The organism is Arenicella sp. 4NH20-0111 (assembly GCF_040366405.1).
Classification (GTDB): Bacteria; Pseudomonadota; Gammaproteobacteria; order Arenicellales; family Arenicellaceae; genus Arenicella.
Genome location: NZ_BAABWF010000009.1, coordinates 40,298 through 66,903 on the forward strand (window position 1 = coordinate 40,298; position 26,606 = coordinate 66,903).

At 45.5% G+C, this 26,606-nt stretch carries 18 protein-coding genes and 2 tRNA genes; 7 read left to right on the plus strand and 13 right to left on the minus strand.

What is annotated here, in order from left to right:
* Window position 1: 1 nt before the first annotated feature.
* The 3 genes from lpdA (at window position 2) to ABWW54_RS16455 (ending at window position 4,824) form a co-directional block, all read left to right on the plus strand.
* On the plus strand, window positions 2-1,426 hold the full coding sequence (lpdA, locus tag ABWW54_RS16445; protein WP_353413829.1) for a dihydrolipoyl dehydrogenase: 1,425 nt from the start codon (window positions 2-4) through the stop codon (window positions 1,424-1,426).
* A 167-nt stretch (window positions 1,427-1,593) separates the two neighbouring features.
* Window positions 1,594-2,970 carry a phosphomannomutase/phosphoglucomutase gene (locus ABWW54_RS16450; protein WP_353413831.1) on the plus strand — a complete coding sequence of 459 codons (1,377 nt, stop codon included), beginning with the start codon at window positions 1,594-1,596 and terminating at the stop codon, window positions 2,968-2,970.
* 36 nt (window positions 2,971-3,006) lie between these two features.
* Window positions 3,007-4,824 (plus strand): chloride channel protein, encoded by a 1,818-nt coding sequence (locus tag ABWW54_RS16455; RefSeq protein WP_353413833.1) that lies wholly within the window; start codon window positions 3,007-3,009, stop codon window positions 4,822-4,824.
* Between the two features lie 24 nt (window positions 4,825-4,848).
* On the opposite strand, the gene ABWW54_RS16460 is transcribed toward ABWW54_RS16455, so the two are convergent.
* From ABWW54_RS16460 to ABWW54_RS16500, 9 genes are all read right to left on the minus strand, one after another.
* Entirely contained in the window at window positions 4,849-5,259 is a 411-nt protein-coding gene (locus tag ABWW54_RS16460) for an MAPEG family protein (RefSeq protein WP_353413835.1), read from the minus strand.
* A 42-nt stretch (window positions 5,260-5,301) separates the two neighbouring features.
* Window positions 5,302-5,745, minus strand: coding sequence for an NfeD family protein (locus ABWW54_RS16465; RefSeq protein WP_353413836.1), 444 nt, complete (start codon window positions 5,743-5,745; stop codon window positions 5,302-5,304).
* 11 nt (window positions 5,746-5,756) lie between these two features.
* The gene (locus tag ABWW54_RS16470) at window positions 5,757-6,665 is read right to left on the minus strand and encodes an SPFH domain-containing protein (protein WP_353413838.1); all 909 of its coding nucleotides are present in this window, start codon (window positions 6,663-6,665) and stop codon (window positions 5,757-5,759) included.
* A gap of 394 nt (window positions 6,666-7,059) precedes the next feature.
* Window positions 7,060-7,136: transfer RNA gene (locus tag ABWW54_RS16475), tRNA-Arg, on the minus strand.
* Between the two features lie 202 nt (window positions 7,137-7,338).
* A tRNA-Ser gene (locus tag ABWW54_RS16480) sits at window positions 7,339-7,431 on the minus strand.
* Between the two features lie 92 nt (window positions 7,432-7,523).
* Window positions 7,524-7,796, minus strand: coding sequence for a carbon storage regulator CsrA (gene csrA / locus ABWW54_RS16485; protein ID WP_353413840.1), 273 nt, complete (start codon window positions 7,794-7,796; stop codon window positions 7,524-7,526).
* Between the two features lie 365 nt (window positions 7,797-8,161).
* Window positions 8,162-9,382 (minus strand): aspartate kinase, encoded by a 1,221-nt coding sequence (locus ABWW54_RS16490; RefSeq protein WP_353413842.1) that lies wholly within the window; start codon window positions 9,380-9,382, stop codon window positions 8,162-8,164.
* Between the two features lie 272 nt (window positions 9,383-9,654).
* Entirely contained in the window at window positions 9,655-12,255 is a 2,601-nt protein-coding gene (gene alaS, locus ABWW54_RS16495) for an alanine--tRNA ligase (protein WP_353413844.1), read from the minus strand.
* 277 nt (window positions 12,256-12,532) lie between these two features.
* Window positions 12,533-13,981 (minus strand): glycoside-pentoside-hexuronide (GPH):cation symporter, encoded by a 1,449-nt coding sequence (locus tag ABWW54_RS16500; RefSeq protein ID WP_353413846.1) that lies wholly within the window; start codon window positions 13,979-13,981, stop codon window positions 12,533-12,535.
* A 154-nt stretch (window positions 13,982-14,135) separates the two neighbouring features.
* On the opposite strand from ABWW54_RS16500, the gene xylB reads away from it, so the two are divergent.
* The 3 genes from xylB (at window position 14,136) to ABWW54_RS16515 (ending at window position 17,815) form a co-directional block, all read left to right on the plus strand.
* Entirely contained in the window at window positions 14,136-15,620 is a 1,485-nt protein-coding gene (xylB, locus tag ABWW54_RS16505; RefSeq protein ID WP_353413848.1) for a xylulokinase, read from the plus strand.
* Between the two features lie 24 nt (window positions 15,621-15,644).
* Window positions 15,645-16,988, plus strand: a complete 1,344-nt coding sequence (gene xylA, locus ABWW54_RS16510; RefSeq protein WP_353413850.1) for a xylose isomerase — start codon at window positions 15,645-15,647, stop codon at window positions 16,986-16,988.
* Window positions 16,989-17,149: 161 nt separating this feature from the next.
* Window positions 17,150-17,815: an NUDIX hydrolase gene (locus tag ABWW54_RS16515; protein WP_353413852.1), complete on the plus strand. Its 666-nt coding sequence runs from the start codon at window positions 17,150-17,152 to the stop codon at window positions 17,813-17,815.
* Between the two features lie 155 nt (window positions 17,816-17,970).
* Here the strand turns inward: ABWW54_RS16515 and ABWW54_RS16520 are convergent, their stop codons facing one another.
* The 4 genes from ABWW54_RS16520 to ABWW54_RS16535 all read right to left on the minus strand — a co-directional run bounded on the left by ABWW54_RS16520 (window position 17,971) and on the right by ABWW54_RS16535 (window position 25,095).
* Window positions 17,971-19,605, minus strand: a complete 1,635-nt coding sequence (locus tag ABWW54_RS16520; RefSeq protein WP_353413854.1) for a glycoside hydrolase family 43 protein — start codon at window positions 19,603-19,605, stop codon at window positions 17,971-17,973.
* Window positions 19,606-19,726: 121 nt separating this feature from the next.
* Window positions 19,727-20,869, minus strand: a complete 1,143-nt coding sequence (locus tag ABWW54_RS16525) for an endo-1,4-beta-xylanase (RefSeq protein ID WP_353413856.1) — start codon at window positions 20,867-20,869, stop codon at window positions 19,727-19,729.
* Window positions 20,870-20,894: 25 nt separating this feature from the next.
* The gene (locus tag ABWW54_RS16530) at window positions 20,895-21,920 is read right to left on the minus strand and encodes a cupin-like domain-containing protein (RefSeq protein ID WP_353413858.1); all 1,026 of its coding nucleotides are present in this window, start codon (window positions 21,918-21,920) and stop codon (window positions 20,895-20,897) included.
* A gap of 154 nt (window positions 21,921-22,074) precedes the next feature.
* The gene (locus tag ABWW54_RS16535) at window positions 22,075-25,095 is read right to left on the minus strand and encodes a TonB-dependent receptor (protein ID WP_353413860.1); all 3,021 of its coding nucleotides are present in this window, start codon (window positions 25,093-25,095) and stop codon (window positions 22,075-22,077) included.
* A 594-nt stretch (window positions 25,096-25,689) separates the two neighbouring features.
* Here ABWW54_RS16535 and ABWW54_RS16540 point away from each other — a divergent pair.
* On the plus strand, window positions 25,690-26,238 hold the full coding sequence (locus tag ABWW54_RS16540; protein WP_353413861.1) for a hypothetical protein: 549 nt from the start codon (window positions 25,690-25,692) through the stop codon (window positions 26,236-26,238).
* The last annotated feature ends 368 nt before the right edge of the window (window positions 26,239-26,606 follow it).

Sequence of the window (26,606 nt, forward strand, 5' to 3'; positions counted from 1 at the left end):
TATGTCAGAAAAATTTGACGTTATTGTTGTAGGTGCCGGTCCCGCTGGCTATGTTGCGGCTATTCGTTGTGCACAATTGGGGTTTAATACTGCCTGTGTGGACAAATGGGAGAATAAGGAAGGTAAGCAATCGCTTGGTGGAACTTGTTTGAACGTAGGCTGCATACCATCCAAAGCCTTGCTAGACTCATCAGAAAAAGTCGAGCAAGCTGAACATGAATTCGCCAATCACGGCATTTCAGTTGGCAAAGTTAAAGTCGATGTTGAAAAGATGATCGCGCGCAAAGATGAGATTGTTAATAATCTCACCGGTGGTGTTGCGATGCTTTTCAAAGCAAACAAAATCACCTCCCTTCACGGTCACGGAAAACTACTAAAAGACAAACAGGTCGAAGTGTCATCGAAAGACGGCACTAAAGTTTACTCTGCTGACAACATTATTTTGGCCTGTGGTTCTGAGCCAATTAACATTCCCGTGGCGGAAGTCGATAATGAGCTAATTTTAGATAATGCTGGAGCCTTAGACATTAATGAGGTTCCAAAGAAGTTAGGCGTTATTGGTGCCGGGGTTATCGGTTTAGAACTCGGCAGTGTTTGGAATCGATTGGGAGCCGATGTTACTATTTTGGAAGCCATGGATACGTTCTTGGCTCCAGTTGATAAACAACTAGCTCGCGAAGCGCAACGAACATTTACCAAAGGCCAAGGACTAGACATTAAGCTGGGAGCCATGGTTACTGGCACAAAACTCTCCAAAAAGTCTGTGGAGGTTACCTATACATTTAAAGGCGAAGAGCACACTGCCACGTTTGACAAATTAATCGTCGCCGTCGGAAGAAAGCCCAGCACGCAAGATATTGCTGCGCAAGACGTTGGTTTAGCACTAGACGAACGCGGCAGAATTGACGTTGATGACCAACTAAGAACAAACATACCTGGTGTCTACGCCGTCGGAGATGCCGTTAAAGGCCCGATGCTAGCCCACAAAGGGTCAGAAGAAGGTGTGGCCGCGGCGGAGATTATCGCGGGCCAGAAACCACACGTAAATCACGATACCGTGCCTTGGGTTATTTACACTCACCCAGAGATTGCTTGGGTTGGGATCAATGAAGAACAGGCCAAAGAGCAGGGCCTAAACTATAAAACAGGGTTCTTTCCATTTGCAGCAAATGGCCGATCTTTAGCGATGAACGAAAAAGGCGGCCGAGTGAAAATGATCGCGGATGCTGAGACCGATAGAGTTCTTGGCGTACACATCTTAGGCCCTAATGCGTCAGAACTTATCTCTGAAGCCGTGCTCGCAATGGAGTACTCAGCATCCACTGAAGACATCGCGCGTACTATTCACGGGCACCCGACCTTATCAGAGGCAATGCATGAGGCCGCTCTCGCGGTCGATGGAAGAGCGCTTCATAAGGTAAACTAGAGTGTACTGTCCTTAGTTGTTACGCTTAAGGGAGCCTGATGGCTCCCTTTTTGTTGTCAACTCAACGCAGACAGTGAACTCATCTGTATTTAGCTTCCCCCTCCGTGGGGTACACATGCTATAAAAGTAACGTACACTATTCATAAAAGAACAGACTAAATTCATATATGACTTTTCCTCACTCTATCTTTAAGGCATACGACATTCGCGGCATTGTCGATGACACACTCACCATTGACGTAACCTTCAATATTGGCCGTGCTGTCGGCAGCGAAGTCATCGCATCCGGTGGCGACAGCATCGTCATTGGACGGGACGGTAGACTTTCTGGGCCTCGCCTCGCTGAAGCGTTGTCAAACGGCCTCAGAGCCTCAGGCGTGAACGTGGTTGATATTGGCGTTGCCCCCTCTCCGGTGGTGTACTACTCCAGTTATTCCAAAAACATTCCATCGTGCATTGCCATCACTGGCAGCCACAATCCACCAGACTATAATGGCTATAAGATGGTGGTAGACGGCGTCACTCTGTCTGCAGAACGCATTCAAGGCATCAAACAACGAATACTTAATAGCGATTACAGTGAAGGCGCTGGAACCTACACTGAAGAAGAAGTTATTGAAGACTATATTGCGCGCATCATTGATGATGTGAAACCTGCAAGAAAAATGAAAATAGTCATTGATTCTGGCAATGGCGTGGCTGGAGCAACCGCACCGCAAGTATTCAAGCAACTCGGCTGCGAAGTCATTGAATTGTTTAGTGAAGTGGACGGCACATTCCCAAACCATCACCCAGACCCAAGTCAAATAGAGAACCTACAGGACCTTATCAAAGCGGTAAAAGACAATAACGCGGAGATAGGCCTTGCGTTTGATGGCGATGGCGACCGCTTAGGTGTAATCACTCCTGATGGCCAAATAGTCTGGGCCGACAGGCAAATGATTCTCTTTGCCCAAGATGTTCTGAGTCGCAACCCCGGCACTGAAATAATCTACGATGTTAAGTGCTCTAGAAATCTACCTGTGGCGATCGAGAAAGCAGGCGGAAAGCCCACAATGTGGCGAACTGGCCACTCTTTCATCAAAGCCAAACTAAAAGAAACAGGGGCTGAGCTTGCTGGCGAAATGAGCGGCCATATATTTTTCAAGGAACGCTGGTTTGGATTTGACGACGGGGTATACGCAGGCGCTAGGTTAATCGAATTATTGTCAAAACTGGATCAGACGCCACAACAGGTATTTAATGCACTGCCAAACAGCTTTAACACCCCTGAACTTCGCATCGACTTTGCCGAAGGCGAGCACTATGCTTTTATGGACAAGCTTAAGGAATCGGCGACATTTAGCGAACAAGCAACGGTGAGTAAGATTGACGGTATTAGGGTTGATTACGCAGATGGTTTTGGTTTAATTCGTCCCTCTAACACCACGCCGATCTTAGTACTCAGATTTGAGGGAGATAGCCAGCAAGCATTGGAACGTATACAAGCGGATTTTAAAGCAGCGCTGCTCACTGTCGATGAAAATATAGTCACTCCTTTTTAGTCGAGACGCACGCCCTGACGCCGGTGATGGTAACCAATGAAATTCAATGAGTTTTCTCAAAGACTAACAGAGTTCGTTCGCGGCACATATCACCGCTTCATTGAGGCTCAACAGGTTAGATTGGCAAGCGACATTGAAGGCCTGCCATTGCTGGCACTTTTAGGCTTGGTTTGTGGCGTGTTTTCAGGTGGGATAATCATACTCTTTAGACTGGTTATCGAATCAAACTTAACGGGACTGTTACCTGACGGCAACCCCGAAGGGTTTGAGTCCTTGAGTGGGCATGCGCGTTTTTTATTGTGTGCTGCGGGTGGCATCGTAGTTGGATTTCTGTTGCACGTACTGAAATCTAAATCGAGAAACGTGGGCATCGTTCACGTCATCGAACGATTGGATTATCATCAAGGGCACCTTCCATTTCGTAACGCCGTTGTTCAATTTTTTGTGGCCTCGATCTCTCTAATTTCGGGTCAATCCGTCGGAAAAGAAGGCCCCAGCGTCCACTTGGGCGCGGCTGGAGGAAGCTCACTGGGTCGGCTTCTATCGATACCCAATAATGGTGTTCGTATCCTCGTGGGAAGCGGCGTGGCAGCAGCCATTTCCGCCGCATTCGATACCCCGCTCGCTGGTGTTATTTTCGCCATGGAAGTTGTCATCATGGAATATACGGTCGTTGGGTTCACACCGGTGATTTTGGCGGCCGTAAGTGCGGCGTCACTCACACGGTTAACATTTGGGGATGCCTCAGGCCTATTTGTACCTGAGTTTACCATTCAGTCGGTCGCAGATTTACCTGTAGTAGCTCTGATGGGGGCATTTATCGGATTTATCGCGGCAGCCTTCATTCAAACGACCATGTTTACCAGCTCGGCATTTAATCGTTACAACATTTGGTTACGAACCACCATCGCTGGCGTTTTTACTGGCTTGGTCGCATTCCAGCTACCTGAGGTCATGGGAACGGGGTACGACACCGTAGATCAGTTGCTAACACTAAGTCCTGAAGTCGGCTTAGGCTTAACGTTCGTGATACTGCTGCTGGTGGCTAAGACCGTAACGACGGCTGCTGCGATCGGCCTTGGCGTGCCTGCTGGCTTAATTGGCCCCACCTTATTCATCGGTGCCGCGGCTGGTGCTGCATCGGGCTTAGTTGCCGAGAGCGTCCTACCTGACTCTAGCCACGTGGGACTATTCGCTGTGCTGGGAATGGCTGCCATGATGGCCGCTACACTTCAAGCACCATTGGCAGCACTCATCTATTTACTCGAACTCACCACTAACCACGCGATTATCCTTCCCGGCATGACGGCGGTAATAACCGCCTCCTTAGTGACGCGTGTTGTGTTTGGAAAGTCCTCCATCTATCGCCACCTTATGCTTGCAAAAGGCTTAGACTATCGCAACAGCCCGCTTGCGAAAGCGCTTAGGCGAGTTGGCGTTGCAAGCGTGATGGATCGGAAGATATTGCAACAATCTCGTCATGTACTGGAATCAGACGCTTTTGCTCTTCTTAAACAAGAACCAAGATGGGTACTAATAGTAGACAAAGATGACGATCGTAAGACGAGTTTACTGCCGGCGACAGACTTAGCTCGATACCTCAATGAACAACAAGAGAATCGCATAACAGCCAAAAGCACAGGCGAAGAAATTACGCTGGATCTACTAAAAATCCCCGCGAAAAGGCTGGATACAACGTCGATAACGATCATTGCCACACTTCAAGAAGCGCATGAAAAAATGAATTCAGAACAATGTGAAGTGCTATATATAAATGGGGCCCACGGAGACTCAAAGAAGCGAATATATGGCGTGGTCACTCGTGAACACATTGAAAGCAGCTATCGGGTATAGCTCGCGTTAACAACGAATTCTGTCTCAGTTAAAGAAACCAACGAATCCAGCTATTAATATGGCTAAGATACCTATCATCGCGACACCAAAGGAAACGCTTCTTAACAACGAAAGATTCAGATAGTAGCAAATTGTGTGTGCTAAACGCCCAATCAAATACACTAGCGCTCCGGTATTCACCCAGAATGGGTTTGCGGTTTGCAACACGGCAAAGGCTAGGGCCAACACAAAAATCGAAACGCTCTCATTGGTATTTGAAAACGCTCTATTCGCTCGAAAAAGAAACGCTCCATAATTTGCCTCAATTGGATACCCTGGAGCCTGTCCAGTCTTTATACCAACCACGTCAGCGACAACCAATTGAATAAACATTAATACAGCGGCAAAACCTAAGCTTGCAATGGCAATACCATACGGTCCAAGAACATCAGTCATGATTACTTTAAGCTCCTACTAAGGCGTTTTACCGCACAAAAACTAACGACCGACAATCAGACGAATACCTTCCAGACGACGTATGATGGCAGTATCACCTTCCATTAAATCACCGCCTTCGCCTTCCATTCTTGCCGGCCAATCTGAGCCAGACCAAGAAACCTTACCCTCACTAGACTGGGTAATCGCTTCAATGACAGTCACTCTCTGACCAATTGCATCGTTCCCGGCAATCGGCGCAGGCTGATCCTGCCATTTACGGAGCAACGGATACAATGCCACGGCGGTGGCCAAGGAAGACAACAAAAATATAGCCGTTGTTAAGAACCATGAAAGCTCAGGCATAGTCCAAGCCGCAATTGAGGCCACCAGAGCTCCTAGCCCGAAAAACAAAAACCAGAAAACCGAAAATTGCATTATCAACAATTCTGCGGCAATCAGCCCCACTGAAACGAGGAGAAAAAATATAGCTGGAGACATATCCATTAGCCTTCTCCTTACAGTTGTTTCGTTTTATCTACTTGACCTTTGAGAGCCTCAAAGGCCGTAAACGCTTTACTAACAACAGAGGTAACATCAGAGCCATCAGTCGGCAGCAAGGCGACCGTACCCTCACGGGCTAACTTTTCAAACGCCGAAATGTATTGCTCGGATAGTTGTTGAGCCACCGCGGTTGTTCCACCCTCTGTATTAATTGCTTCAGAGATTGTTCGGATCGCCATCGCTCTTGCCTTAGCTTCGATTTCTACCGCATCAGCTTGCCCCTGTGCTCTAAGCACTAACGCCTGCTGATCACCTTCGGCTTCGTTAATTTGCGACTGCCTGTAGCCCTCTGACGTTGTCACATCAACACGTCTTTGACGCTCAGCGGCCATCTGCTTTTCCATCTCATCGAGAATGGTTGCTGGAGGCGAAATGTCTTTGATCTCATAACGAAGCACCTTGGTACCCCAAGCTTCTGAAGCTTCATCAATAGAATTCGTAACAATGGCGTTAATATTCTCTCTGGATTCGAATGTTTCATCCAAACTGATTTTACCAATTTCTGCACGCATGGTCGTTTGCGCCAACTGCGTAATCGCGAAACGCAAATTTTCAACACCGTACGACGCTGACTTTGGATCCATCACCCGTAAATAGAGTACGCCATCAATCCCGAGCGGAACATTGTCTTTGGTAATGGCCTGTTGCGCTGGCACATCGATGGCAAACTCTTTTAATGAATGCTTATAAGCAACTTTATCGAGGAACGGCACCAATAGGTGAAAACCAGCTTCCAGCGTTGAAGAGTATTTACCTAATCGCTCAACAACGTACGCCGAATTTTGCGGCACAATTCTGATAATATTCTTAAATATAAGAATAGCTATAAAGGCGCCGGCGACGACAAAGACCATATTATCCATTTGTTTCTCCTTGAATGATGTTTGGGTTAGCTTATCACTTCTTGGCAACTATATAAGGTCATTTTCTTCGCTTGCAAATGGCGAAATAGTGACATTAATTGAAATGATGGGTCGATCAACCACAATCAAGCTAACGATAACTCCATCGCCACCTAAAACAACAAAGGCATCTACTTCTCAGAGTGCAAAATTGGTTAAAAATAGCTTAGTGGATTATCGAAGCCTCTCGATGAATTCAGCTTTAGTTCTCGGTGGATTCAAAGACCAATCAACCAACGAGTTATGAGATAGAAGGGATCGCAGGAGTTTTTCCGTTCTAACTGTTTTTTCCATTCTAACTAGAGCCCATAAAAAAACGGAATCAATCGACTGGACTGATTCCGTTTTCATTTAATGGCGCGCATGGAAGGATTCGAACCTCCGACCGCCTGGTTCGTAGCCAGGTACTCTATCCAGCTGAGCTACATGCGCGTAATTCTTTCCATTGGATCAATGGTTTTATCAAAAAACCGCTTGCCCCAACGAGGTGCGAGATATTAATCGTTTAAATTCGATTAATCAACGCTTTTTTCAGCGTATTTGACATGTTTCTAAACAATCACATCAAACCTGCTTGGCATACCCACTTATCCCTTCCAATAACGAACCAAACAAGCGGTTTCGTTATAAAGAATGGCGGAGAAGGAGGGATTCGAACCCTCGATAGAGCTATAAACCCTATACTCCCTTAGCAGGGGAGCGCCTTCAGCCACTCGGCCACTTCTCCGAACATTTAAGCAGCAATCATAACTGCCACTCATTTTAGTCGATATTGCGCTTCGCTAAACTAGCTCAGCGAGGCGCTATTGTACTGATTTTTTACTTGTTGCCAAGTGTATCTTCATCATTAAAATAATCAGCTCCACGATAGTCATGATCACTGCTGTAATCATCACCTTCGCTCGCAGGAGATTCATCACCCATGCGCTCTTCGCGCTTGATGCGTTGATAGATCTCTTCACGATGCACAGGCACATCACGCGGAGCGTTGATGCCGATGCGAACCTGATTTCCTTTAATGCCGAGTACAGTTACCTGTACATCGTCACCGATATTTAGTGTTTCGTTAATACGTCGAGTCAAAATTAACATTGCGATCTCCAGCTTTTTTTGTCCTGACTTTATCCAAAGCGAGGACGTTAACGAAGTGGTCCTCTGGCCTAGTTATCCACTGTGGCGCTTACTTCGTCATGAACCCTATCGCAGATAGTGCGCGTATTATATGGAAGTAAATTTCAAAATCCACAATTTCTTGAAAAAAACACGCTACCTGCAGTTTGTAACCCAAATTTAAAATTTTTTGCTCCAAGCCTCAGCTTTTTGAGATGGTATCACAAAGAGATCAACATCCTCTTCAGGCGCTACTTGGAGCATAGACTTAAGTGTCTTTATTTAATCAGCCTCTATCAGTCACCAGCGGTACACTTTTAAGACTTAATAATAACAGTTCACAGTTTTTAACTATCTAAATCAAACGTTTCATGCAAAGACTGCACGGCAAGTTCTAACTTAGAATCATCAATGATGACAGAAACCTTAATTTCAGACGTGGAAATCATCTGAATATTAATGTCCTTGTCGGCAAGTGTCTTAAACATTTTATTTGCTACGCCCGTATGTGACCGCATACCAACGCCAACAATAGACACCTTGGCGATTTTATCATCACCTTTAACATCACGAGCGCCCAACTCTTCAACCAGACGCTCAAGCAATTCTAGACAGGCTTGATAGTCTGCACGTGGTACCGTGAAAGTCAAATCAGTCAAGCCTTTGGCACTCGCGTTTTGAATGATGACATCAACGTTGATGTGAGCATCTGAAATGGGGCCTAATACTTGATGGGCTACCCCAGGATGATCAGGAATACCACGAATGGTAAGTTTAGCCTCATCACGTTGAAACGCGATACCTGAAATCAATGGTGCTTCCATTGATGTGTCCTCTTCTTCATAAGTGATAAGTGTACCGGGACCGTCTTCAAAAGAGGAAAGCACACGCAATGGTACTTTATATTTCCCAGCAAATTCAACTGATCGAGTCTGTAAAACTTTAGCTCCCAAACTCGCAAGCTCTAACATTTCTTCGGCTGTAATACTGTCTAACCTTTTCGCTTCTGGAACCACTCTAGGGTCGGTCGTATAAATACCGTCCACATCGGTGTAGATTCGACATTCGTCCGCCTTGATTGCCGCCGCGACGGCAACAGCGGTCGTATCGGAACCGCCTCGGCCAAGAGTCGTGATGTTTCCCTGACCGTCCACGCCCTGAAAGCCTGCCACCACCACAATTCGCCCTTTATCTAGGTCAGAAAGGATACGTTCACCATCTATATCCAATATTCTCGCTCGAGAATGAACATTATCGGTTCGTATCGAAACCTGGCCCCCAGTATAGGAGCGAGCGTCATTTCCTCGGCGATGCAACGCCATGGATAACAACGCGATGGTAACCTGTTCTCCAGTAGAGACAAGAACGTCCATCTCTCTGGCCGACGGCTTATCAGAAATCGCATTGGCCAACGAAATGAGTCTGTTCGTTTCGCCACTCATTGCAGACACAACCACAACAAGCTTCTCGCCACGCGAGTGCTTTAGAATCAATTTATCGGCTACGGCGTTTATGCGCTCTACCGTGCCAACAGAAGTGCCGCCAAACTTTTCAACAATTAGGCTCATTTATCAACCTTACTGGCCACGTATTTCTATATCTACGAACGTCGGCCAATTTATAGTTAGGCTACTCAATATCAATCAAATAAAATGAAAGAAAGTTACAATAACCATGTGCGACGCGGATTAAACCCTGTTTAAGCTGAGGTGTAAATCCCTGAAAGCAATAATCGATATTAAAAATCACAATATGCATATTATTCTGCGGCCAATCGAAAAATAATGCCGCAGAAACTCTGTTTTTATACTTACTATCGTGCCTAAGAGCAGCATTCGCTCTAACTCTGCTCTTTGATCCATGGTTCAACCGCAGCAAGACACCTGTCTAAATCGCCGGCATCGGGTATGCCCCCTTCTGCCATATCAGGCCTACCGCCACCTCGCCCATCAGCTAACGCAGTGATGTGTTGAATGATTTTTCCGGCGGGTAGCTTTTTAGAAATCGGTTTGGCAACACCCGCCATCAAGGTGACTTTTCCACCAATCTGGGCTCCCAAAACGATCACCCCAGAGTCATTTTTGTCTTTAAAGCTATCAATGGTAGTTCGTAGCATGTCTTTGTCTGCGCCATCCATCACCTTTGTCAAAAGAGTCACAGGACCAACCTGTCTTGCTTCCGCCGAAAAGTCTTGTCCAGCCGAACCATTGGCTATCATTTGCTGCAACTTTTTCTTATCCACTTCCAACGCTTTAACTTGGCCTTGCAATTGCTCTATACGCTTCACAAGCCCACTGCTGTCGGCTTTCAACAGGGTTGACGCTTGTTGTATCAAAGCTTGCTGCTCATTAACCCAAGACGAAGCGGTTCTTCGTGTCACCGCTTCTACTCGCCGAACACCGGCCGCCACTCCAGACTCAGAGACAATTTTGAACAAGCCAATTTCCGCTGTGTTACCAACATGAGTACCACCGCATAATTCAAAAGAGTAATCGCCCATGCTAATAGTACGAACCTCAGAGCCGTACTTTTCTCCAAATAGCGCTTCAGCCCCTGCTGACTTAGCTTCATCAATTGCCATAGTTTTCGCAACAACCTCTCGTTGAGCAAAAACTTGACTGTTCACTTGCTGCTCTATCAGCTCGATTTCTTCGGTGGTCACTGGCGCATCATGAGAAAAATCAAACCTAAGCCGTGTTGGCGTGACTAGTGAGCCTTTTTGCTGGACATGAGCGCCAAGAACCTTCTTTAACGCGGCATGCAATAGATGAGTTGCCGAATGATTCGCCGCTGCGGCACTTCGGGCCTCTTGGTCTACCAGCACATTAACGGATTCTCCCAGTTTGAGGGCCCCGCTATCGACGTGAGCTATGTGCAAAAACGCGCCATTGGGCAATTTACGACAATCTCGAACTGAGAGTGTTGCGGAGTCAGTAGAAATCACTCCTTCATCACCACATTGACCACCACCCTCAGCGTAGAACGTTGTGCTGTTTAAAACCACAACAACGTCTTGGCCCGCGGACACAAAATCAACCGCATCGCCATCAATATTGAGAGCTAAAACGGTCGCGTTACTTTCTAATTCCCGGTATCCAATAAAATCGGTCCCTTGTTCAACATCAATAGAAACCTGCTCTTGCGTCGCAAATTTGCTGTTGGCCTTGGCAAGGTCTTTTTGCTGCTGCATAGCCGCTTCAAAACCCGCCTGGTCAACACTCATGCCTTTCTCACGAGCGACATCGGCGGTTAGATCAGCAGGGAAACCATAGGTATCATACAAAAGGAAAATAAGATCACCCGGCACAACCTTGCCTTCGATTGATTGTGTTTTTTGCTCAAAGATTTTGAGCCCTTGCTCTAACGTTTCAGCAAAGCGGAGTTCTTCTTTCTCTAGAGCAGATTCAATCAGGCTTTGTTTATCCAATAGTTCAGGGTACGCCTGCCCCATTTCTTTGGCCAGCGCGACCACTAGTTTATGAAAGAAAGGCGTTTGACCACCAAGTTGATACCCATGCCTGATGGCTCGTCGAATAATTCGACGCAGCACGTAGCCTCGCCCCTCATTGGAGGGTATCACCCCATCTGTAATCATAAACGAGCAAGACCGAATATGATCCGCAATGACTCTAACCGAATGATGCTTTCGGTCTTGAACGCCAACTACAGAACAAATTTCTGAAATCAGATTATCAAAAAGATCGATCTCATAGTTATTATTCACATGTTGCATTACAGCCGATACTCGCTCAAGCCCCATACCGGTATCAACCGAAGGTTTTGGCAAAGGTTTTAGAGTACCGTCAGCACTGCGATCATATTGCATGAAAACCAAATTCCAAATTTCAATATAACGATCACCATCTTCTTCAGGCGTTCCTGGAGGGCCTCCCCAATATTGGTCTCCATGATCGTAGAATATTTCGCTACAAGGCCCACAAGGGCCTACGTCTCCCATTGACCAAAAATTGTCTTTCTCACCAATTTTAGAAAATCGATCTGCGCTCACCCCCATCTCGTTGAGCCAGATATCAGCCGCTTCATCATCTTTTTCGTAGACAGTCACCCAAAGTTTTTCCTCTGGTAAACCTAACTCCTCAGTCAGAAATTCCCAGGCATATTGAATTGCTTCGCGCTTAAAGTAGTCTCCGAAACTGAAATTACCCAACATTTCAAAGAATGTATGGTGCCTAGCTGTGTATCCTACATTTTCCAAATCATTATGTTTACCGCCAGCTCGGACACAACGTTGAGATGTTGTTGCCTTAACATAATTAGCAGTTTCATTTCCCAAGAATAAATCTTTAAACTGCACCATCCCTGCGTTGGTGAATAAGAGCGTCGGGTCGTTCCCTGGAACCAAGGAGCTACTGTCAACAATCTCGTGACCTTTGTCAGCAAAGAAATTTAAAAATCGGGTTCGTAATTCAGCAGTTTTCATAACGTGTATCAGCCTAATCCAGTCTCGAGTAACGAGCGAGGAGCCGTTGATCTTTAGGTGCTTACCGCTACCCTATCTGAAAAACAGAAAGAAAATAGTAGCAAGCCACGGGAAATTGAGCACTCGACAGGATTTACCTTGTCACTTTACAAAAGCGACACAGCGTTGATATCTGAGCACACATGGACTCCATTATAATCCCTTATCAGTTGATCTCCACCACTTTGTTTACCGATACTTTTAGCACGATGTTCGTTCGCATAGGTAGTGTGAATAACTATTCAATGCCATCTAATTTCGCCCGTTGTTCCTCCAATTTTTCCTGCACTTGACGAATCGTTGCCGAATTCAATCTATAAACCCAACTCAAACCAAATACCACAACGCCACAGCCAGCTGGAAGCAAGCTCATCAATAAACTAATCCCGTCCAACGCTTGACTTGTTTGTAATTGGTCAATACCCGCAATAGGCGCTTGATACCCGTAAAGAGCCAATAGCCAACCCAGCATGGATCCGCCAATGGCTGCTCCGAGCTTTAACGCGAATAAATGGCCTGAAAATGTCATGGCTGTAGCGCGCTTTTTTGTCACTAACTCGCCCCAGTCAACGCAATCAGCAATCATGGCAAACACCAGAGATATCATCATTATATGAAAAAAACCAATGATGGTATTAAGCAACATGGCTAACAATATGTGTGTATTAGGAACGAAATACAAGACGACTGACGCCAACACAAAACCTATCGCCGCCGCTTTGAAAATGACCGTTTTACATAAAACTTTTGTGACCATGATGGTGAAGATAGCTCCGACAATGGACCCCAATGTTCCTATCGTTAAAAAGGCAGTGCCAAGCTCAGACACATCACAGGTATCGTACTTCACGAACCCCAAATTGATTGCCGCTCCCTCTGTACACACAAGGACATATTTTGTGTAGTACAAGGTAGACCCTCCACGCATAACCGCTATCAACAATAAAAAGAACGTTGCAACTGCGATCACCGCCCATTGACGATTACTCCTCACAAGGGTAGCAAAATCATTCAATATGCCTTTAAAGGTGTCACCGAGCGTGTGTTCATTTCTAGGCGACTCTGATGGTGCTCGCTCTTTGGTGAGCAGAAAACACAATACAAAACAGACCAATGCGACCAGCGATAAAACCGCCATCGCATACTGAAACCCATTCTGACTATTTCCTCGTCCGAGCGTCGCGACTAAGTACAATAAAGAAGAATTTACGATGAAGCTCCCCACCATTGCCAGCGTAAATCGGTACCCCTGCAACTCCCCTCTCTCATTGGGGTTGTTGGTCATCACCCCACCTAATGCACCATAAGGAATATTAATCGCGGTATAGGCTGTCATCAACAACGCGTAACTGATGTAAGCGTAAATCAACTTATTGGTTTCGGCCCAATCTGGCGTGGTAAACGCCGCAATCGCGAACAAGCCATAAGGAATTGCCACCCAAATTAGGTAAGGTCGGTATTTGCCCCACCGTGTTTGAGTACGATCGGCAACGCCTCCCATGATCGGATCTGTCACCATGTCAAACAGCCTAACAACCAGCATCAGCGTTCCAGCAGCAGCGGCGGTAATGCCAAACACATCCGTGTAAAAATACATCATAAAGTTCAGAACTACCTGAAATACGATGTTGCTTGCGGTGTCCCCTAACCCGTAGCCAACTTTTTCTCTAAAACCCAGTTTTTTCATTTTATTTTTCTCGTCTTTAAGGTCGCATCTTAGGCGGGCAACGTTCAAATACTCATTGAGTGAGTTTACATGATTTTATCATATATTCAATATGACTATATGATATGATTTGGGAAAAGCGATATTACTTTCATTCCTTTTATTAGACACAATCATGAAAACAACACTTGGAATCGACCTCGGAACTCAAAATATAAAAGTCCTTTTCTACGACTATGAAAACAAGAAAACCGTAGCCTGTGAATCCGCACCACTTAATCTATATCAAGATGACTGCGGGTCGGCAGAACAACATGCACATTGGTGGATAAAAGCGCTCAGAGACGCTTTAAACCAAATACCATCTCCAATAAAGGAATCCGTTATTGCAATCAGTGTCTCTGGCCAGCAACACGGTTTCGTCCCTATAGATCAACATGGTGAAGTATTGGCTCCGGTCAAACTATGGTGCGATACGTCGACCGAGCAAGAGTGCCAGGAAATAATGAACCGGCTTGGAGGCGAGAATAAATGCGTCGAGCTTACCGGCAATAAAATTTTCTCGGGCTACACAGCGTCAAAAGTCCTAGCCTTTAAAAAAAGACATAAAGAACTCTATTCACAACTGGAAACAATATTACTTCCACATGATTACCTGAATTATTGGTTAACAGGTGAAAAATGCATGGAAGTCGGTGACGCATCGGGCACCGGTTTTTTTAACGTCAGTAAAAGGGAATGGTCATCAGAGGTCCTTACCGCCATTGATTCAGATCGAGATCTAACAGTGTGCCTTCCTTCTCCAAATATAAGTAATAAGCTGATCGGGTCCATCACCCGCACAGCCGCGCAAAAGACAGGGCTCCCGGTTGGAGTGCCAGTAGCCATCGGTGGTGGTGACAACATGATGGGCGCGATAGGTACAGGTAACATTTCAGAAGGCAGGGCCACCGTAAGCTTAGGCACCTCCGGTACCGTTTACGCTTATTCATCAAAGCCGGTGCTTGACCAAGCTGGAAACATTGCGGCCTTTTGCTCATCAAGCGGAGGTTGGCTTCCATTGCTTTGTACGATGAATTGCACGGTTACAACCGAGTTATTCAGATCGCTGCTAAACGTCAGCATTAACGACTTTGACGACGCTGTATCACTGGCTCCAGCTGGGTCTAATGGCGTACTGACGTTGCCATTTTTCAACGGCGAGAGAACCCCAAATTTGCCTCGAGCTAAAGGCTGTATTCTCGGACTTGACAGCCAAAATACAAACAAAGAAAACGTATTTAGATCTGGCGTAGAGGGAGCCACTTTTGCACTTAAATTTGGCATCGAGGAATTAAGACGATTGGGCTTAGAAACCAATGAAATCATCTTGACCGGTGGCGGCACCAAAAGCTCAATCTGGCGCCAAATTGTCAGCGACATCATGGGCGTGCAAGTAAACGTTCTCCAACAAGACGAAGGCGCCGCCTTTGGAGCCGCACTTCAAGCACTGGCGGCCATTGAAAGTGGCGGCGCTCTAACGCAAGAGTTCCTAAACGATCATTACTCCAACAATGACACGCTGAGCTGCGAACCGAATATGGTGGCTCAATCCATTTACAGCGAGTGCTACGAACAATATCTAGACGCCGTCAAAGCGATTAAGAATATCTATCAATAAAACAGACCATATCCGAGGAATATAATGAAGAGACGCATTTTCAAGGGCAACAACGAGTACTTTAAGGGCATCCAAAAAATTGAGTACGAAGGACTAGAATCAGACAACCCATTGGCTTTTAAAGCATACGATTCTGAGCGCGTGATTGGCGGAAAAACGATGGAAGAACACCTCCGATTCGCCGTGTGCTACTGGCATACATTCTGCTCAGGAGGACATGACCCATTCGGTCCGGCAACTCGTGAACACGAATGGCTGCAGGGCGGCGATGAGTTATCGATTGCAAAACAAAAAATGGATGCTGCGTTTGAGTTTTTTTCGAAACTGAATGTCCCATTTTACTGTTTTCATGACCGCGACATGGCCCCTGATGGCGGAAGTGTGGCAAGAAGCGAAGCCAACCTTCAATCAATGGTTGCGCAAGCAAAAATCCGTCAGGACGAAACGGGCGTTAAATTGCTCTGGGGCACCGCAAATGCCTTCACTGACCCACGCTTTATGAATGGCGCCTCGACAAACCCAGATTTCGATATAGTTGCTCACGCTGGAGCCCAAGTTAAAGCGGCTATCGACGCTACGGTAGAACTTGGCGGTGAGAACTACGTGTTTTGGGGTGGTCGAGAAGGATACATTAACCTGTTTAATACCGACACCAAACGAGAGCTCGCTCATATGGGGCGCTTTCTAACGATGGCACGAGATTATGGGCGCTCAATAGGCTTTACCGGTGATTTTCTGATTGAGCCAAAACCCATGGAACCAACCAAACATCAATACGATTTTGACGCACAAACCGTCATTGGTTTTCTAAAGGAGCATGGGCTTGAAAACGATTTCAAGCTAAATATTGAAGCTAACCATGCCACTCTTGCTGGCCACACATTCGCCCATGAACTTCAAATGTGTTCCGATGCAGGGCTCTTAGGGTCGATCGATGCCAATCGCGGAGACTATCAAAATGGGTGGGACACCGACCAATTCCCTATTGACATGTATGACTGCGTTCAAGCCATGTTGATTGTGCTCGAAGACGGAGGTTTCAAAAAAGGTGGACTGAATTTCGACGCGAAACTGCGCAGAGAATCAACCGATATCGAAGACTTCTTTATTGCCCACATCGGTGGTATGGATGCATTTGCACGCGGACTGTTAATCGCAGAGAAGCTCATCCAAGATGGCAAACTCGCCGAATTAAAGACCTCTAGGTACGCCAGTTTTAACACCGCCAAAGGAGCTGAATTTGAAGACGGCAAACTGTCTCTAACGGACCTCAGGGATTACGCTCAAGAAATAGGCTTTCCGATTTCCAAAAGTGGCAAACAAGAACTAGTCGAAAACATCATGAACGAAGCCATGTTTTCTCTCTAGTTTTCACTCTAACTTGCATTGCTTTGAAGAGCCTAGGTAATGCAAGTTGGTTCTTTCTTTATCTAAGATTGGTAGGACATTACGGCTAAGGACAAACAACGCAAAATTCGTTAAAATCAGAACTCCACAAGTTCTAAGTACTGATTTTAAAGGCTCTGTAAATGCACAATAACACCGTCGACAATCTAATATTCGGCTGCGAAGAAGACACGCTTGAAATATTTTTAGTAAAGCACGGTCAAGGGCAAAGCCGAGGAAAATGGGGTTTGCCTGGAGACTGGTTGTTAGAAGGTGAAAGTCTTGAAAACGCCGCTGCACGAACCTTGAAAGAACGCACGGGAATCACCGACGTGTACCTAGAACAACTCCATACCTTCAGCGATGTGGATCGATACCCTGACGAACGCGTGATAACCACTGCATTTTTCGCTCTTATTCGCCCTGAGTCATACAAAACCATCGTTGGCGAAACGGAAATGGAGGTCAAGTGGTTTCCGATCAACAAACTACCTAAGTTAATATTTGACCATAAAGAAATAGTAGAAAAAGGGCTGGAAAAACTAAAACATAAAGTCAGACACGAGCCAATAGGGTTTAGTCTTCTTCCTAAGAAGTTTACCTTACTTCAGTTGCAAAACTTGTATGAGGCTATTTTAGAGACACGTGTCGACAAGCCGAACTTCCGCCGAAAAATGAAGAAGATGCAGCTATTAGTACCGTTAGAAGAAAAACAAGTAGGCGTCGCTCACCGAGCCGCGAACTTATACCGATTTGATGAAAAGGTCTATCGGAAACTAAAAACTAAAGGATTCGTCTTTGAGCTCTGAGTAATGCCCCTCATGGCGTACTGATAATCGAGAACAGGTTCACGGTGATATTTGTAGACGCTGTGGTTTACGACTTGTCACCCTACAGATCGAGCGTCTATCACTAACTTGTTCGTTAACAACAGACGCTACGTTCTTTACTCACGTATCAATAGTTAGTGCTCTTGATAGTCGAAATAATCAAAGTCAGCGTATACGGTATTTGATTCTAAGTCTTGGCAGCACATGCCAACAAACGCACCGGTGAAACTCGCTCCTTCTCCCTTCCCTGCTTCATCAGAGACGATGCTGTTATCAAGTACAAGCGGGATTGTGTTCCACACCTCGCCGTCTTCCGACCAATAATAGGTAAGTCGCTCGTCGATAACCTCACATCGCAAAAAGATGGCTCCTTGAGAATGGATCGTAATGGCTCCTTCATCGTTAGTAAAAGAGTCACATGAAGTATCACTCAACGGGAACTCAAAAGTTTCGCTAACATCTCCTTGGCAGCTTTGTATTGCTATCTGTCGCTGTCCATTGTCGTTTAAAGACACAAACAAATAGTGGTACTTATGTGCATTGTAGTAATTTATCAATCCAGCCATATGTAAAAAGCTCTTTGGTTGGAATTCTAATTTGGTTTCAGCTCGATACGAGAACGCTTGTTGTCGTCGAGCTACCAGCGCCTGCCGATACAAACTGCCTACCGACTCCTTGCCAAACAATCTAAGGAAGCCTGGTCGCTCGCTCAAACTGAATAATTCATGGGCGTGAGGCGTCCTCAACCACTGAAAATCCATCGGTAGATCTGAAGTGTCAAAGTCATTTCTAATCGGCGAACTGGGCCAAGGGTGCAACGGCAGTGTCGTATCCCACTCAGAAGACGGCTCGTTGCCACCTCCTCTTATTCGAAGCCAGCCGTCCTCAGACCAATCAGCACGTTGAATGGACGTTTCGCGCCCCATTGGGCTCCGCCTAATCGTAGCCAGCGGACGACTACATAAATGCACAACGTAGACATCACCTTCAGGCGTTTCAACGATATCTCCGTGTCCAGCGCGCTGTAAGTATAGGCTTGGATTCTCTTTCGCCGTAAGCAAGTAGCCATTCGGGTCCACCTCGAATGGACCTGAGATTGATTTTGATCTGGCCAAGGTCATCACGTGGTCATACCCAGTACCACCTTCCGCCGTCAGCAAATAGTAGTACTCTGCTCGTTTATAAAGGTGAGGCGCCTCGGTCAGCCCCATATGAGTGCCTGAAAAAATATTTGTAATAGAGCCGACCAACGCTTGTTTCTCCACATCAAACTCCTGCAGGAAAATTCCACCAAACGGGTTTCGATTTGGCCGATGATCCCAAACCATATTCAGCAACCATTTACGCCCATCTTCATCGTGAAACAAAGATGGATCAAAACCACTGCTATTTAGGTAAACGGGCTCAGACCAATCACCGTCGATGGTGGAGCATGTCGTTAGATAATTATGCGGGTCTTTGATGCCATCAAACCTCTTAACATCGGTATAAATCAAATAGAACAAGCCATCGCTATACGAAAGGCAAGGAGCCCATATCCCGCAAGAGTCTGGATTACCAGTCATATTTAATTGATCTTCTCGACACAACGGTCGAGAAACCAGCCGCCAATTAACGAGATCTTTTGAATGGTGGATCTGAACACCAGGGAACCATTCGAACGTCGACGTTGCTACATAATAGTCCTCACCGACACGAACAATGGAAGGGTCGGGGTTAAACCCTGGCAGGATTGGATTACTAATTTTGGTTGAAACGGAAATATTCATTTTTAAGTTACTGCTGTAAAAATAGAGGGCTGGAAAACGGTAAAACCGTTTACTAACCAGAATAAAAAACAATCAATCTAAATGTCATTTAGACTATATAAGATGACTCGTCAGAAAACCATTACCTTTTCAGATTCATTAAACGCGTATAGGCCAGCTTTGGGTTTAGCTGCCTATCAAACAAAAGCGGATAATTGGTTCTTCCGCGAACTGGCCAGTTATTTTTCCAGGAATCAGCATCACTTACTCCCCATAAGGTAACGCGTTTAATACGATCTTGATGTTTAGAGAAAAGACCGAATAGTTTTTCGTATCGGCTGGCGAGCTTCTCTTGAAGAATATCGGGTAACTCTGTGGGGTATGGGTTTAGTTTGTCCGAGTATTCAAAGTTGGTGGAAATCTCGGCTCCCATGTATTCAAACGCCTTCGGTAAAACGTCGACATCCAGTTCAGTAATATGTATGGGTAGACCCAACGCAGAGTAGGCGTCAATTGATTTCTCAATTTGCTCCAGTTCTGGATCATCCAACATATAGTGCGCCTGGAACCCCACACCGTCTAATGGCACCCCCCTATCGAGATAGTCTTTAAATACGCCCACTAAAAACTCCCGTTTCTGTGGATAATGCATATTGTAATCGTTGTACAATAGTTCGGCATTTGGGTCGGCCTGCCTAGCAAGATTAAACGCCTCCTCCATATAACGATTGCCCAAGATTTGAAACCAAGCGCTAGGCCGCCAATCATCGTAGCCATCATCGCTGACCGCTTCGTTCACCACGTCCCACGTATGAACCCGCCCTTTGTAGCGACCGACTAAGGTTCCAATGTGGTTTTCCATTCTACGTCTGAGCACTGAGGCCGAAACTGTATCGCCAGCTTTATCCTGAAAAACGGAACTTGGTATTTGTGAATGCCAAACCAACGCATGGCCCAGAATGTGTTTGTTGTTTTGTTCTCCAAAATCAACGAACTTATCTGATGCGCTCCAATTCCAACTATCTTCGCTAGGATGAACCTCTTCCCATTTCTGGCAGTTTTCGGCCGTTATCGAACTGAACTCTCGTTCAAGTAATTTAAGCGTTGGTTTATCTTCCGACAGTATCGTGTCGGTACTGACGGCGGCGCCCACATGATAATCGCCGACAAAAGCATCTGCTAGGCCATGCTTTTGTATTGACTCTTTAATGACCTCGGCTTTTATTCTAGTGGCCATAGTTGCTGTCGAAGCGGCGATTAGAAAATTTCGTCTATCTAATTTCATAGTCTGTGTCTGTTCTGATTTGGCATTAATGCTTGGAAGACATTGAGCGAAACAGAAACTGTTTTATTTTTTTGTTAATCTCAGGCGTCCTATTTCCTAACACGCCCCGTTTATGTTCTGGTATATGTTCAGCAGGATCACCATTTAAGCGGAACACATAGTGATCGTAAAACGATCTCCACTGCATTCTTTGAGCCTCAGGCATGCCACTGATCGTTAATAGCCCATGAATAAGTGCCTCATAGGCTTCACTGGCATTGTTGTTCGTCTTTGACCACCAATAATTTACGAGACAATTAAAGTCGCCAATCGATTCCACTTGATGCCACCAAAGCGTGGGAATGAAAATTGCGTCTCCCGGATACAGTTGAGTTTGGAGCCCAACGCTAAGAGCCTCTTTGATTCGAGGATACTTTTTTAGATCCGGTTGATCCAAGTCTACGAGAGAGGCCGGACGACCAGCTAAATTGAAGTCAATCGGTCCTACATAAAGATTGGAAATTTGATCTGGAGGTATCAAGGTAAATTTTCTACTCCCTGAAACAACACACGCAATGTTGTCGGACACATCATAATGAGCCGATACTTTTGATGCATTGCCCAACCAGATACGAGGCTCAATCGTAGAATCAAGAAATGAGACAGCATGATCTTTTTTAAACTCACTAAGACAACCACTGACCGGAACCGAACCACAATAATGCTTAGATGAGTCGTTGTTTCGGGCACTGAATATGTCGTCCAATGCAGTGGTAAAAGGCACCTTGCTCGATTGAAATGCGTACGCTGATAGGTCTTTGGTATAAGCAAGGTTGCCGTTGTTATTTTCGTTATAAGAAAAAACAATGACTTCCGTTTCTAAGGCTTGCGAGCGCAAGTATTGGTGAAAATCCGCATCGGAACGTTCAGCAATTGAAACCGCCGGCCATTGGCGGGCGAAACCTCTGAGCACCATCGGCGTATTACTCTTTAGAACATCATTAGAAAAGTCTGCCCTATCATGGCATTCAAACTCTGAAACCTGCCCTAATTCTCCGAAAAACGAACTCATTGACTATTTTCCACCCGCTCACCGTACACAGACATAGCTAAACAAACATCGGCCTAGCTAAGCCATTGCAATTGTTCACGCTAAATTAATGATCAATTAGATTAAGACCGTCACGCTCGCAAGTGCGTGACGGTCCAGCCTCTAGCTAATCTACTTAGAAGCTTCCCGAGAGAGTGACAGAATAACGTCGATCGTTTACAAAATAAGACCGCGGCGCCAGCAACAAATCTTGATTCACAACTGAAAACAGCTCATTGGTCGCATTCGTTAAGTTATTCGCTTCTAAGCCTATTTTTAGGTTGTCCGTAAGTTGATAACTAAAACTCGCATCCACTTGCTCAGTAGAGCCAGAAAAGTTAGGTGCAAAAGTTATCACGTCGCGCGTTGTCAGTAAGTACTCCGAACGGTAGTTATAAGCAATCCGCGCAGACACAGGGCCAGCCTCGTACATCAACACTAAATTCATCGTATCTTCGGACAGCCCTTCAAGCGGAAGACCATCAAACACGCCTAAATTATTAGATACTTGACCTCCTTCAGGCGTTAATGCATTTTCAGAAGATGAGTTGCCGTCACTATCAATGTAGGTGTAATTAAATTGGACTCCAATCCCATTCCACGGCGCGGGCAAATTGTCATAAAACTGCGTATAAGCTAGTTCAAATCCTTTAATGGTCGCATCCTCTCCATTAACCGGCCCATTAATCAAAACGTCTCTGGTCACCCCATTATTTTCTATCTGGATTGAACTTGGACCAAATCTAAAGAAGCCTTCTACATCTTTATGAAACAACGAAGCCGTCAACGAGCCCGTGTCGGCGAAGTACCACTCCAGCGACAAGTCAAAATTATCCGACTCAATCGGGTTTAATGCAGGGTTACCGCCACTTGCCGAGTACCCATTAATTCTTGCGCCAACAACCGGTGAACTAACATCGTTTGGATCCACTCGCTCAACGATAAGCTCACGCCCGATCTGTAAAGAGTTTCTTTTGTCTCGCAAGTCAGGCAAGGACACCGCTTTAGAGTACGCGAACCGCGCAATCACATCATCACTGAGTTCGACCTTCAGATTAAAACTGGGCAACAACTTAGAATAGCTGTCATCGACCGTGCTTTCTTGGACATCTCCTCCATTTGACGTAAAGGCAACGTCATCGGCAGAAATAAATGCTAAGAGATTACTGGACACGGGGTTAGGGTAGCTTACTCCACCTGTTAAATCCCAGTCATAACTCACGTAACGAAGACCAATATTTCCGCCAAAACGTTTCGCAAACTTGTCACTACTGAAGTTCAATTGAGCGTAAGCAGCTTGGTTTGATAATTTAGAAACGGCCACCTCGGTAGGTAAAAACAATGATCCTTCAATCACGCCACTACGGTTAGCAAGCGATCTCCAATTGGAACCCGAGCTTCTAAACGGGTCGATTCGGGCAAAAAATGAATCGTAATTGTTAACATCAACTAAATCTAAAGACGGGAAGATAAATTCCTGCTGGCCATTAAATTGGTCTCCATTAGAAAAGTCATCAAAACCAAAGGATTCAACCAACGTTGCGTCGCGCTGAATTATCTGGTCCACTGTGGTTGTACCTCCTGCCCAAGACTCCGAAACAGCGCCCCAGTTATATGCTGATTCACGGATCGTATTTTCTCGATCGGCAACCCGCAAACCCACTTCCAAACTTTCAAGAAAGTCATCCTCAAACTGGAGTTCCAAATCAATATTCGCCGCAACGCTATCCGCTTCATCGTCTTCAGCGTGATCCATCGCTGAGCGAAAATAGAAAGCAGAGGGGTCGGTTAATAATCCACTATTTGTGCCCTGCCCCAAAAAGTCTAAGCGAGGGATGCTTTGCCCCGCGTTCAATGATAGCTCAGAATAAAAGTTATACATTGCGCTGATATCCAATTGTTGGAAATCAGCATCAATAAATTGCAATCCTCCCGAAATAGAGAGCCGATCGCTTAGCTCGTGTTTAATTTCGATCGAGAGATCTTGAATATTCGAGCTCTCACGATTATCTCTTGAGTAGCTCAAATATCGACCACCGCCATTACCACCACCATTAGACAAAATCCCTGACTCGAAAAAACCGTCTGCACCATAGGTGAATGATGTACCCTGAAACGGTTGCGCCAACGGGGTTCCCTGCCCAGGACCTACGGAAAATGGCTGGTCTGGGTACTCTATAGATCGCTCTTCCCAATTAATTTCAGAATCTGAATAAATGTATTCGGCGGTCACCTCAGTGGCTTCACTAGGGCTACGCCATTGAACCGTCAAAGCACCACCGGTACGATCACGATCAAAATCTTGACGACGAACATTCCCCCCTTGCGGGACAAATACCTGTTGATCTTCATTGCCAAAAACAACCGTATCGCCTCCCGCTCCTCGCTGATAATGGTTATATAGCTGCACACCATCTGCGCGCGACTTCAAATTTGCAGTCGAAGCATTAAATAACAGCCCCCATTCGCCGGAATCGGTTTCCCAACGATTGCCATACGTTCCAGACAGAGCTGGCGTAACTTCGTCTATTTGATCTGAATAACTGGCTTTGGCGGTAAAGGCAGCAAAAGGCTCATCACTATCAAATGGTTTTCGCGTCAGTATGTTTATCGTGCCAGAAACCCCGCCTTCAATCATCGATGCTGTTTGATTCTTAACTAACTGCACACCGCCTACTAATTCTGGAGGAATATCCTGAAAGCTCAATCCATTATCATTATTTGCTGCAAATGCATCGCGGCCATTAAATTCGCTGCGCGTTTGAGTTAGCCCTCGAATAACTACCCCTGAGCCTTCGACTGAATAGTGATCAGCGTCATTTGATGCTGCAAAGCGCTCAATCGAAACACCCGGCAATCGTTGTATTGCTTCGAGCACGCTCTTATCAGGCAGTGAGTTGATATCCGAAGCAGAAATGGCATCGACCACCGTATCTGAATTGCGTTTGATATCCTGCGCTCGACCTAAGTTTATCTTTGTACCGAACACCGTCACCTCTTCGAGAACGGCGTCATCTTGCACGTTAGTCTGAATATCTTCCTGCGCTATAACCCCCGATGAAGCCGCTAAAACACAAAGAGAAATCAAGCTACGCCTTAACTCCGGTCCTTTATTCTTCACACTACGATCAATACTGTTTGTTCTAATTTTTGCCATCTTTGATACCTGATTGAACGGTTTCTTAACATGATTTAGAGAGATCGCTTGCTACGCGATTAACCCAGCCACCTCCCACATCCACTCCTCTTTCATTGTGACTAAACGAATGTTTAGTAATCTCAATTGGCAAAACTTGATGCCTTAGAGCCAAACTCCACAATGTAGTCATATTGACTATATTTATCAGCAATATAACTGTCAAGCATAATAGTCAAAAAGAACATAAGATATTTTTGGCGAACGATATTATGCTTCCAAAATCGCCAAATTAGATTGACAGCACGTCGCAACTGTATGAACATATGTTATATAGTCTTTTTGACTATTTACAGCCTAATAGGAGAACACATAAGCGTTGACGCAACACCTAAATAATGTAAATGCTTTGATATACGCTGTTAATACAGACGTATTCAGCCTTGCTCAATGCCTTCTCCTTCCGTTGAGCAAGGTTCTTTTTATCCGTAAATGCCCGCGTATTGAAGCGCAGGCGGTGACATATTCAACACCATGTTTTCGGGGCGTTCCTAAATTTTAGGGCACCAGCCCTAAGGGCTACATACTCTTTCATAAATCAACCAAGGGCTTATCATGAAGCATATGAAAATTCATCTATTCAACCTTGCACTGGCAATTATCCTACCAAGTTCAGCCTACGCAAAAGTCGACTCCATGTTGCTGGAAAAGGTAATTCACAAAGATGGATACGCATTTACTCAGGTTGGCATTAAGTGCGCAGGTAGGCTAAAAAAACAACGTATTGTGCGGCGCAATTTGCGAGGCATGGAACAGAATTCAAGTGCAAGCGAGCAGTGGTGTTCAGAGGAAAACCCAAATCAGTGCTCGCACAATAAATACGAACTAGCGCGTACGCTGTGTAACCTTAAGCCAAATGATACAACCACAAAGATTGCCAAAAGCAATCACAGCCCCAAAGAAACGTTAATAACAACAGGCTCCTCGCCCGCCACTGCGGCAGTGATCGATAACAACTCTCAGACATCAACATCGAAATTTGAGCAACTAGTCAACGAACAACTCTTGATAGAAGAACAACGCATTCTGATTGAACAAAGGCGCCTAGAGTTGAACAAAAAAGAGATTGATTTGAGGCGCCTAAGAGCCAACATTGAGAGTTAGCAACCTATGTTAGGGAAAACCCTAAGCATGTGCGCCTTTTCAGCTTACTACAATCTTATGCAAGTTCGATGATCGATTGCCAATACTCCATGCGCGTTACCCACTGCATCCGCACGACCAACGCTAGACAACCAATTTAGCGAATACAAGAGATACGATTATTTTAGCAAACAAGCCAAGCCTAAAACGAAATTCAAAGCGTCGTGATTACGTAACTCTCCTCTACTCCTCAAGTAATCACGGCGCTCTTGATTGAATATCGACGGTATTCCGATATCATCACGATACCTTATAGTGGTGTATTAAATTACCTGGCCACTGCTAAGGATAAATAATCAATCACAAAAACCGATTGTCAGAAAACCGTT

What these genes read in the sequence shown, in the direction of transcription:
- lpdA (WP_353413829.1), top strand. Translation starts at nt 2, where the DNA reads ATGTCAGAAAAATTTGACGTTATTGTTGTAGGTGCCGGTCCCGCTGGC.
- ABWW54_RS16450 (WP_353413831.1), top strand. Translation starts at nt 1,594, where the DNA reads ATGACTTTTCCTCACTCTATCTTTAAGGCATACGACATTCGCGGCATT.
- ABWW54_RS16455 (WP_353413833.1), top strand. Translation starts at nt 3,007, where the DNA reads ATGAAATTCAATGAGTTTTCTCAAAGACTAACAGAGTTCGTTCGCGGC.
- ABWW54_RS16460 (WP_353413835.1), bottom strand. Translation starts at nt 5,259, where the DNA reads ATGACTGATGTTCTTGGACCGTATGGTATTGCCATTGCAAGCTTAGGT.
- ABWW54_RS16465 (WP_353413836.1), bottom strand. Translation starts at nt 5,745, where the DNA reads ATGGATATGTCTCCAGCTATATTTTTTCTCCTCGTTTCAGTGGGGCTG.
- ABWW54_RS16470 (WP_353413838.1), bottom strand. Translation starts at nt 6,665, where the DNA reads ATGGATAATATGGTCTTTGTCGTCGCCGGCGCCTTTATAGCTATTCTT.
- csrA (WP_353413840.1), bottom strand. Translation starts at nt 7,796, where the DNA reads ATGTTAATTTTGACTCGACGTATTAACGAAACACTAAATATCGGTGAC.
- ABWW54_RS16490 (WP_353413842.1), bottom strand. Translation starts at nt 9,382, where the DNA reads ATGAGCCTAATTGTTGAAAAGTTTGGCGGCACTTCTGTTGGCACGGTA.
- alaS (WP_353413844.1), bottom strand. Translation starts at nt 12,255, where the DNA reads ATGAAAACTGCTGAATTACGAACCCGATTTTTAAATTTCTTTGCTGAC.
- ABWW54_RS16500 (WP_353413846.1), bottom strand. Translation starts at nt 13,981, where the DNA reads ATGAAAAAACTGGGTTTTAGAGAAAAAGTTGGCTACGGGTTAGGGGAC.
- xylB (WP_353413848.1), top strand. Translation starts at nt 14,136, where the DNA reads ATGAAAACAACACTTGGAATCGACCTCGGAACTCAAAATATAAAAGTC.
- xylA (WP_353413850.1), top strand. Translation starts at nt 15,645, where the DNA reads ATGAAGAGACGCATTTTCAAGGGCAACAACGAGTACTTTAAGGGCATC.
- ABWW54_RS16515 (WP_353413852.1), top strand. Translation starts at nt 17,150, where the DNA reads ATGCACAATAACACCGTCGACAATCTAATATTCGGCTGCGAAGAAGAC.
- ABWW54_RS16520 (WP_353413854.1), bottom strand. Translation starts at nt 19,605, where the DNA reads ATGAATATTTCCGTTTCAACCAAAATTAGTAATCCAATCCTGCCAGGG.
- ABWW54_RS16525 (WP_353413856.1), bottom strand. Translation starts at nt 20,869, where the DNA reads ATGAAATTAGATAGACGAAATTTTCTAATCGCCGCTTCGACAGCAACT.
- ABWW54_RS16530 (WP_353413858.1), bottom strand. Translation starts at nt 21,920, where the DNA reads ATGAGTTCGTTTTTCGGAGAATTAGGGCAGGTTTCAGAGTTTGAATGC.
- ABWW54_RS16535 (WP_353413860.1), bottom strand. Translation starts at nt 25,095, where the DNA reads ATGGCAAAAATTAGAACAAACAGTATTGATCGTAGTGTGAAGAATAAA.
- ABWW54_RS16540 (WP_353413861.1), top strand. Translation starts at nt 25,690, where the DNA reads ATGAAGCATATGAAAATTCATCTATTCAACCTTGCACTGGCAATTATC.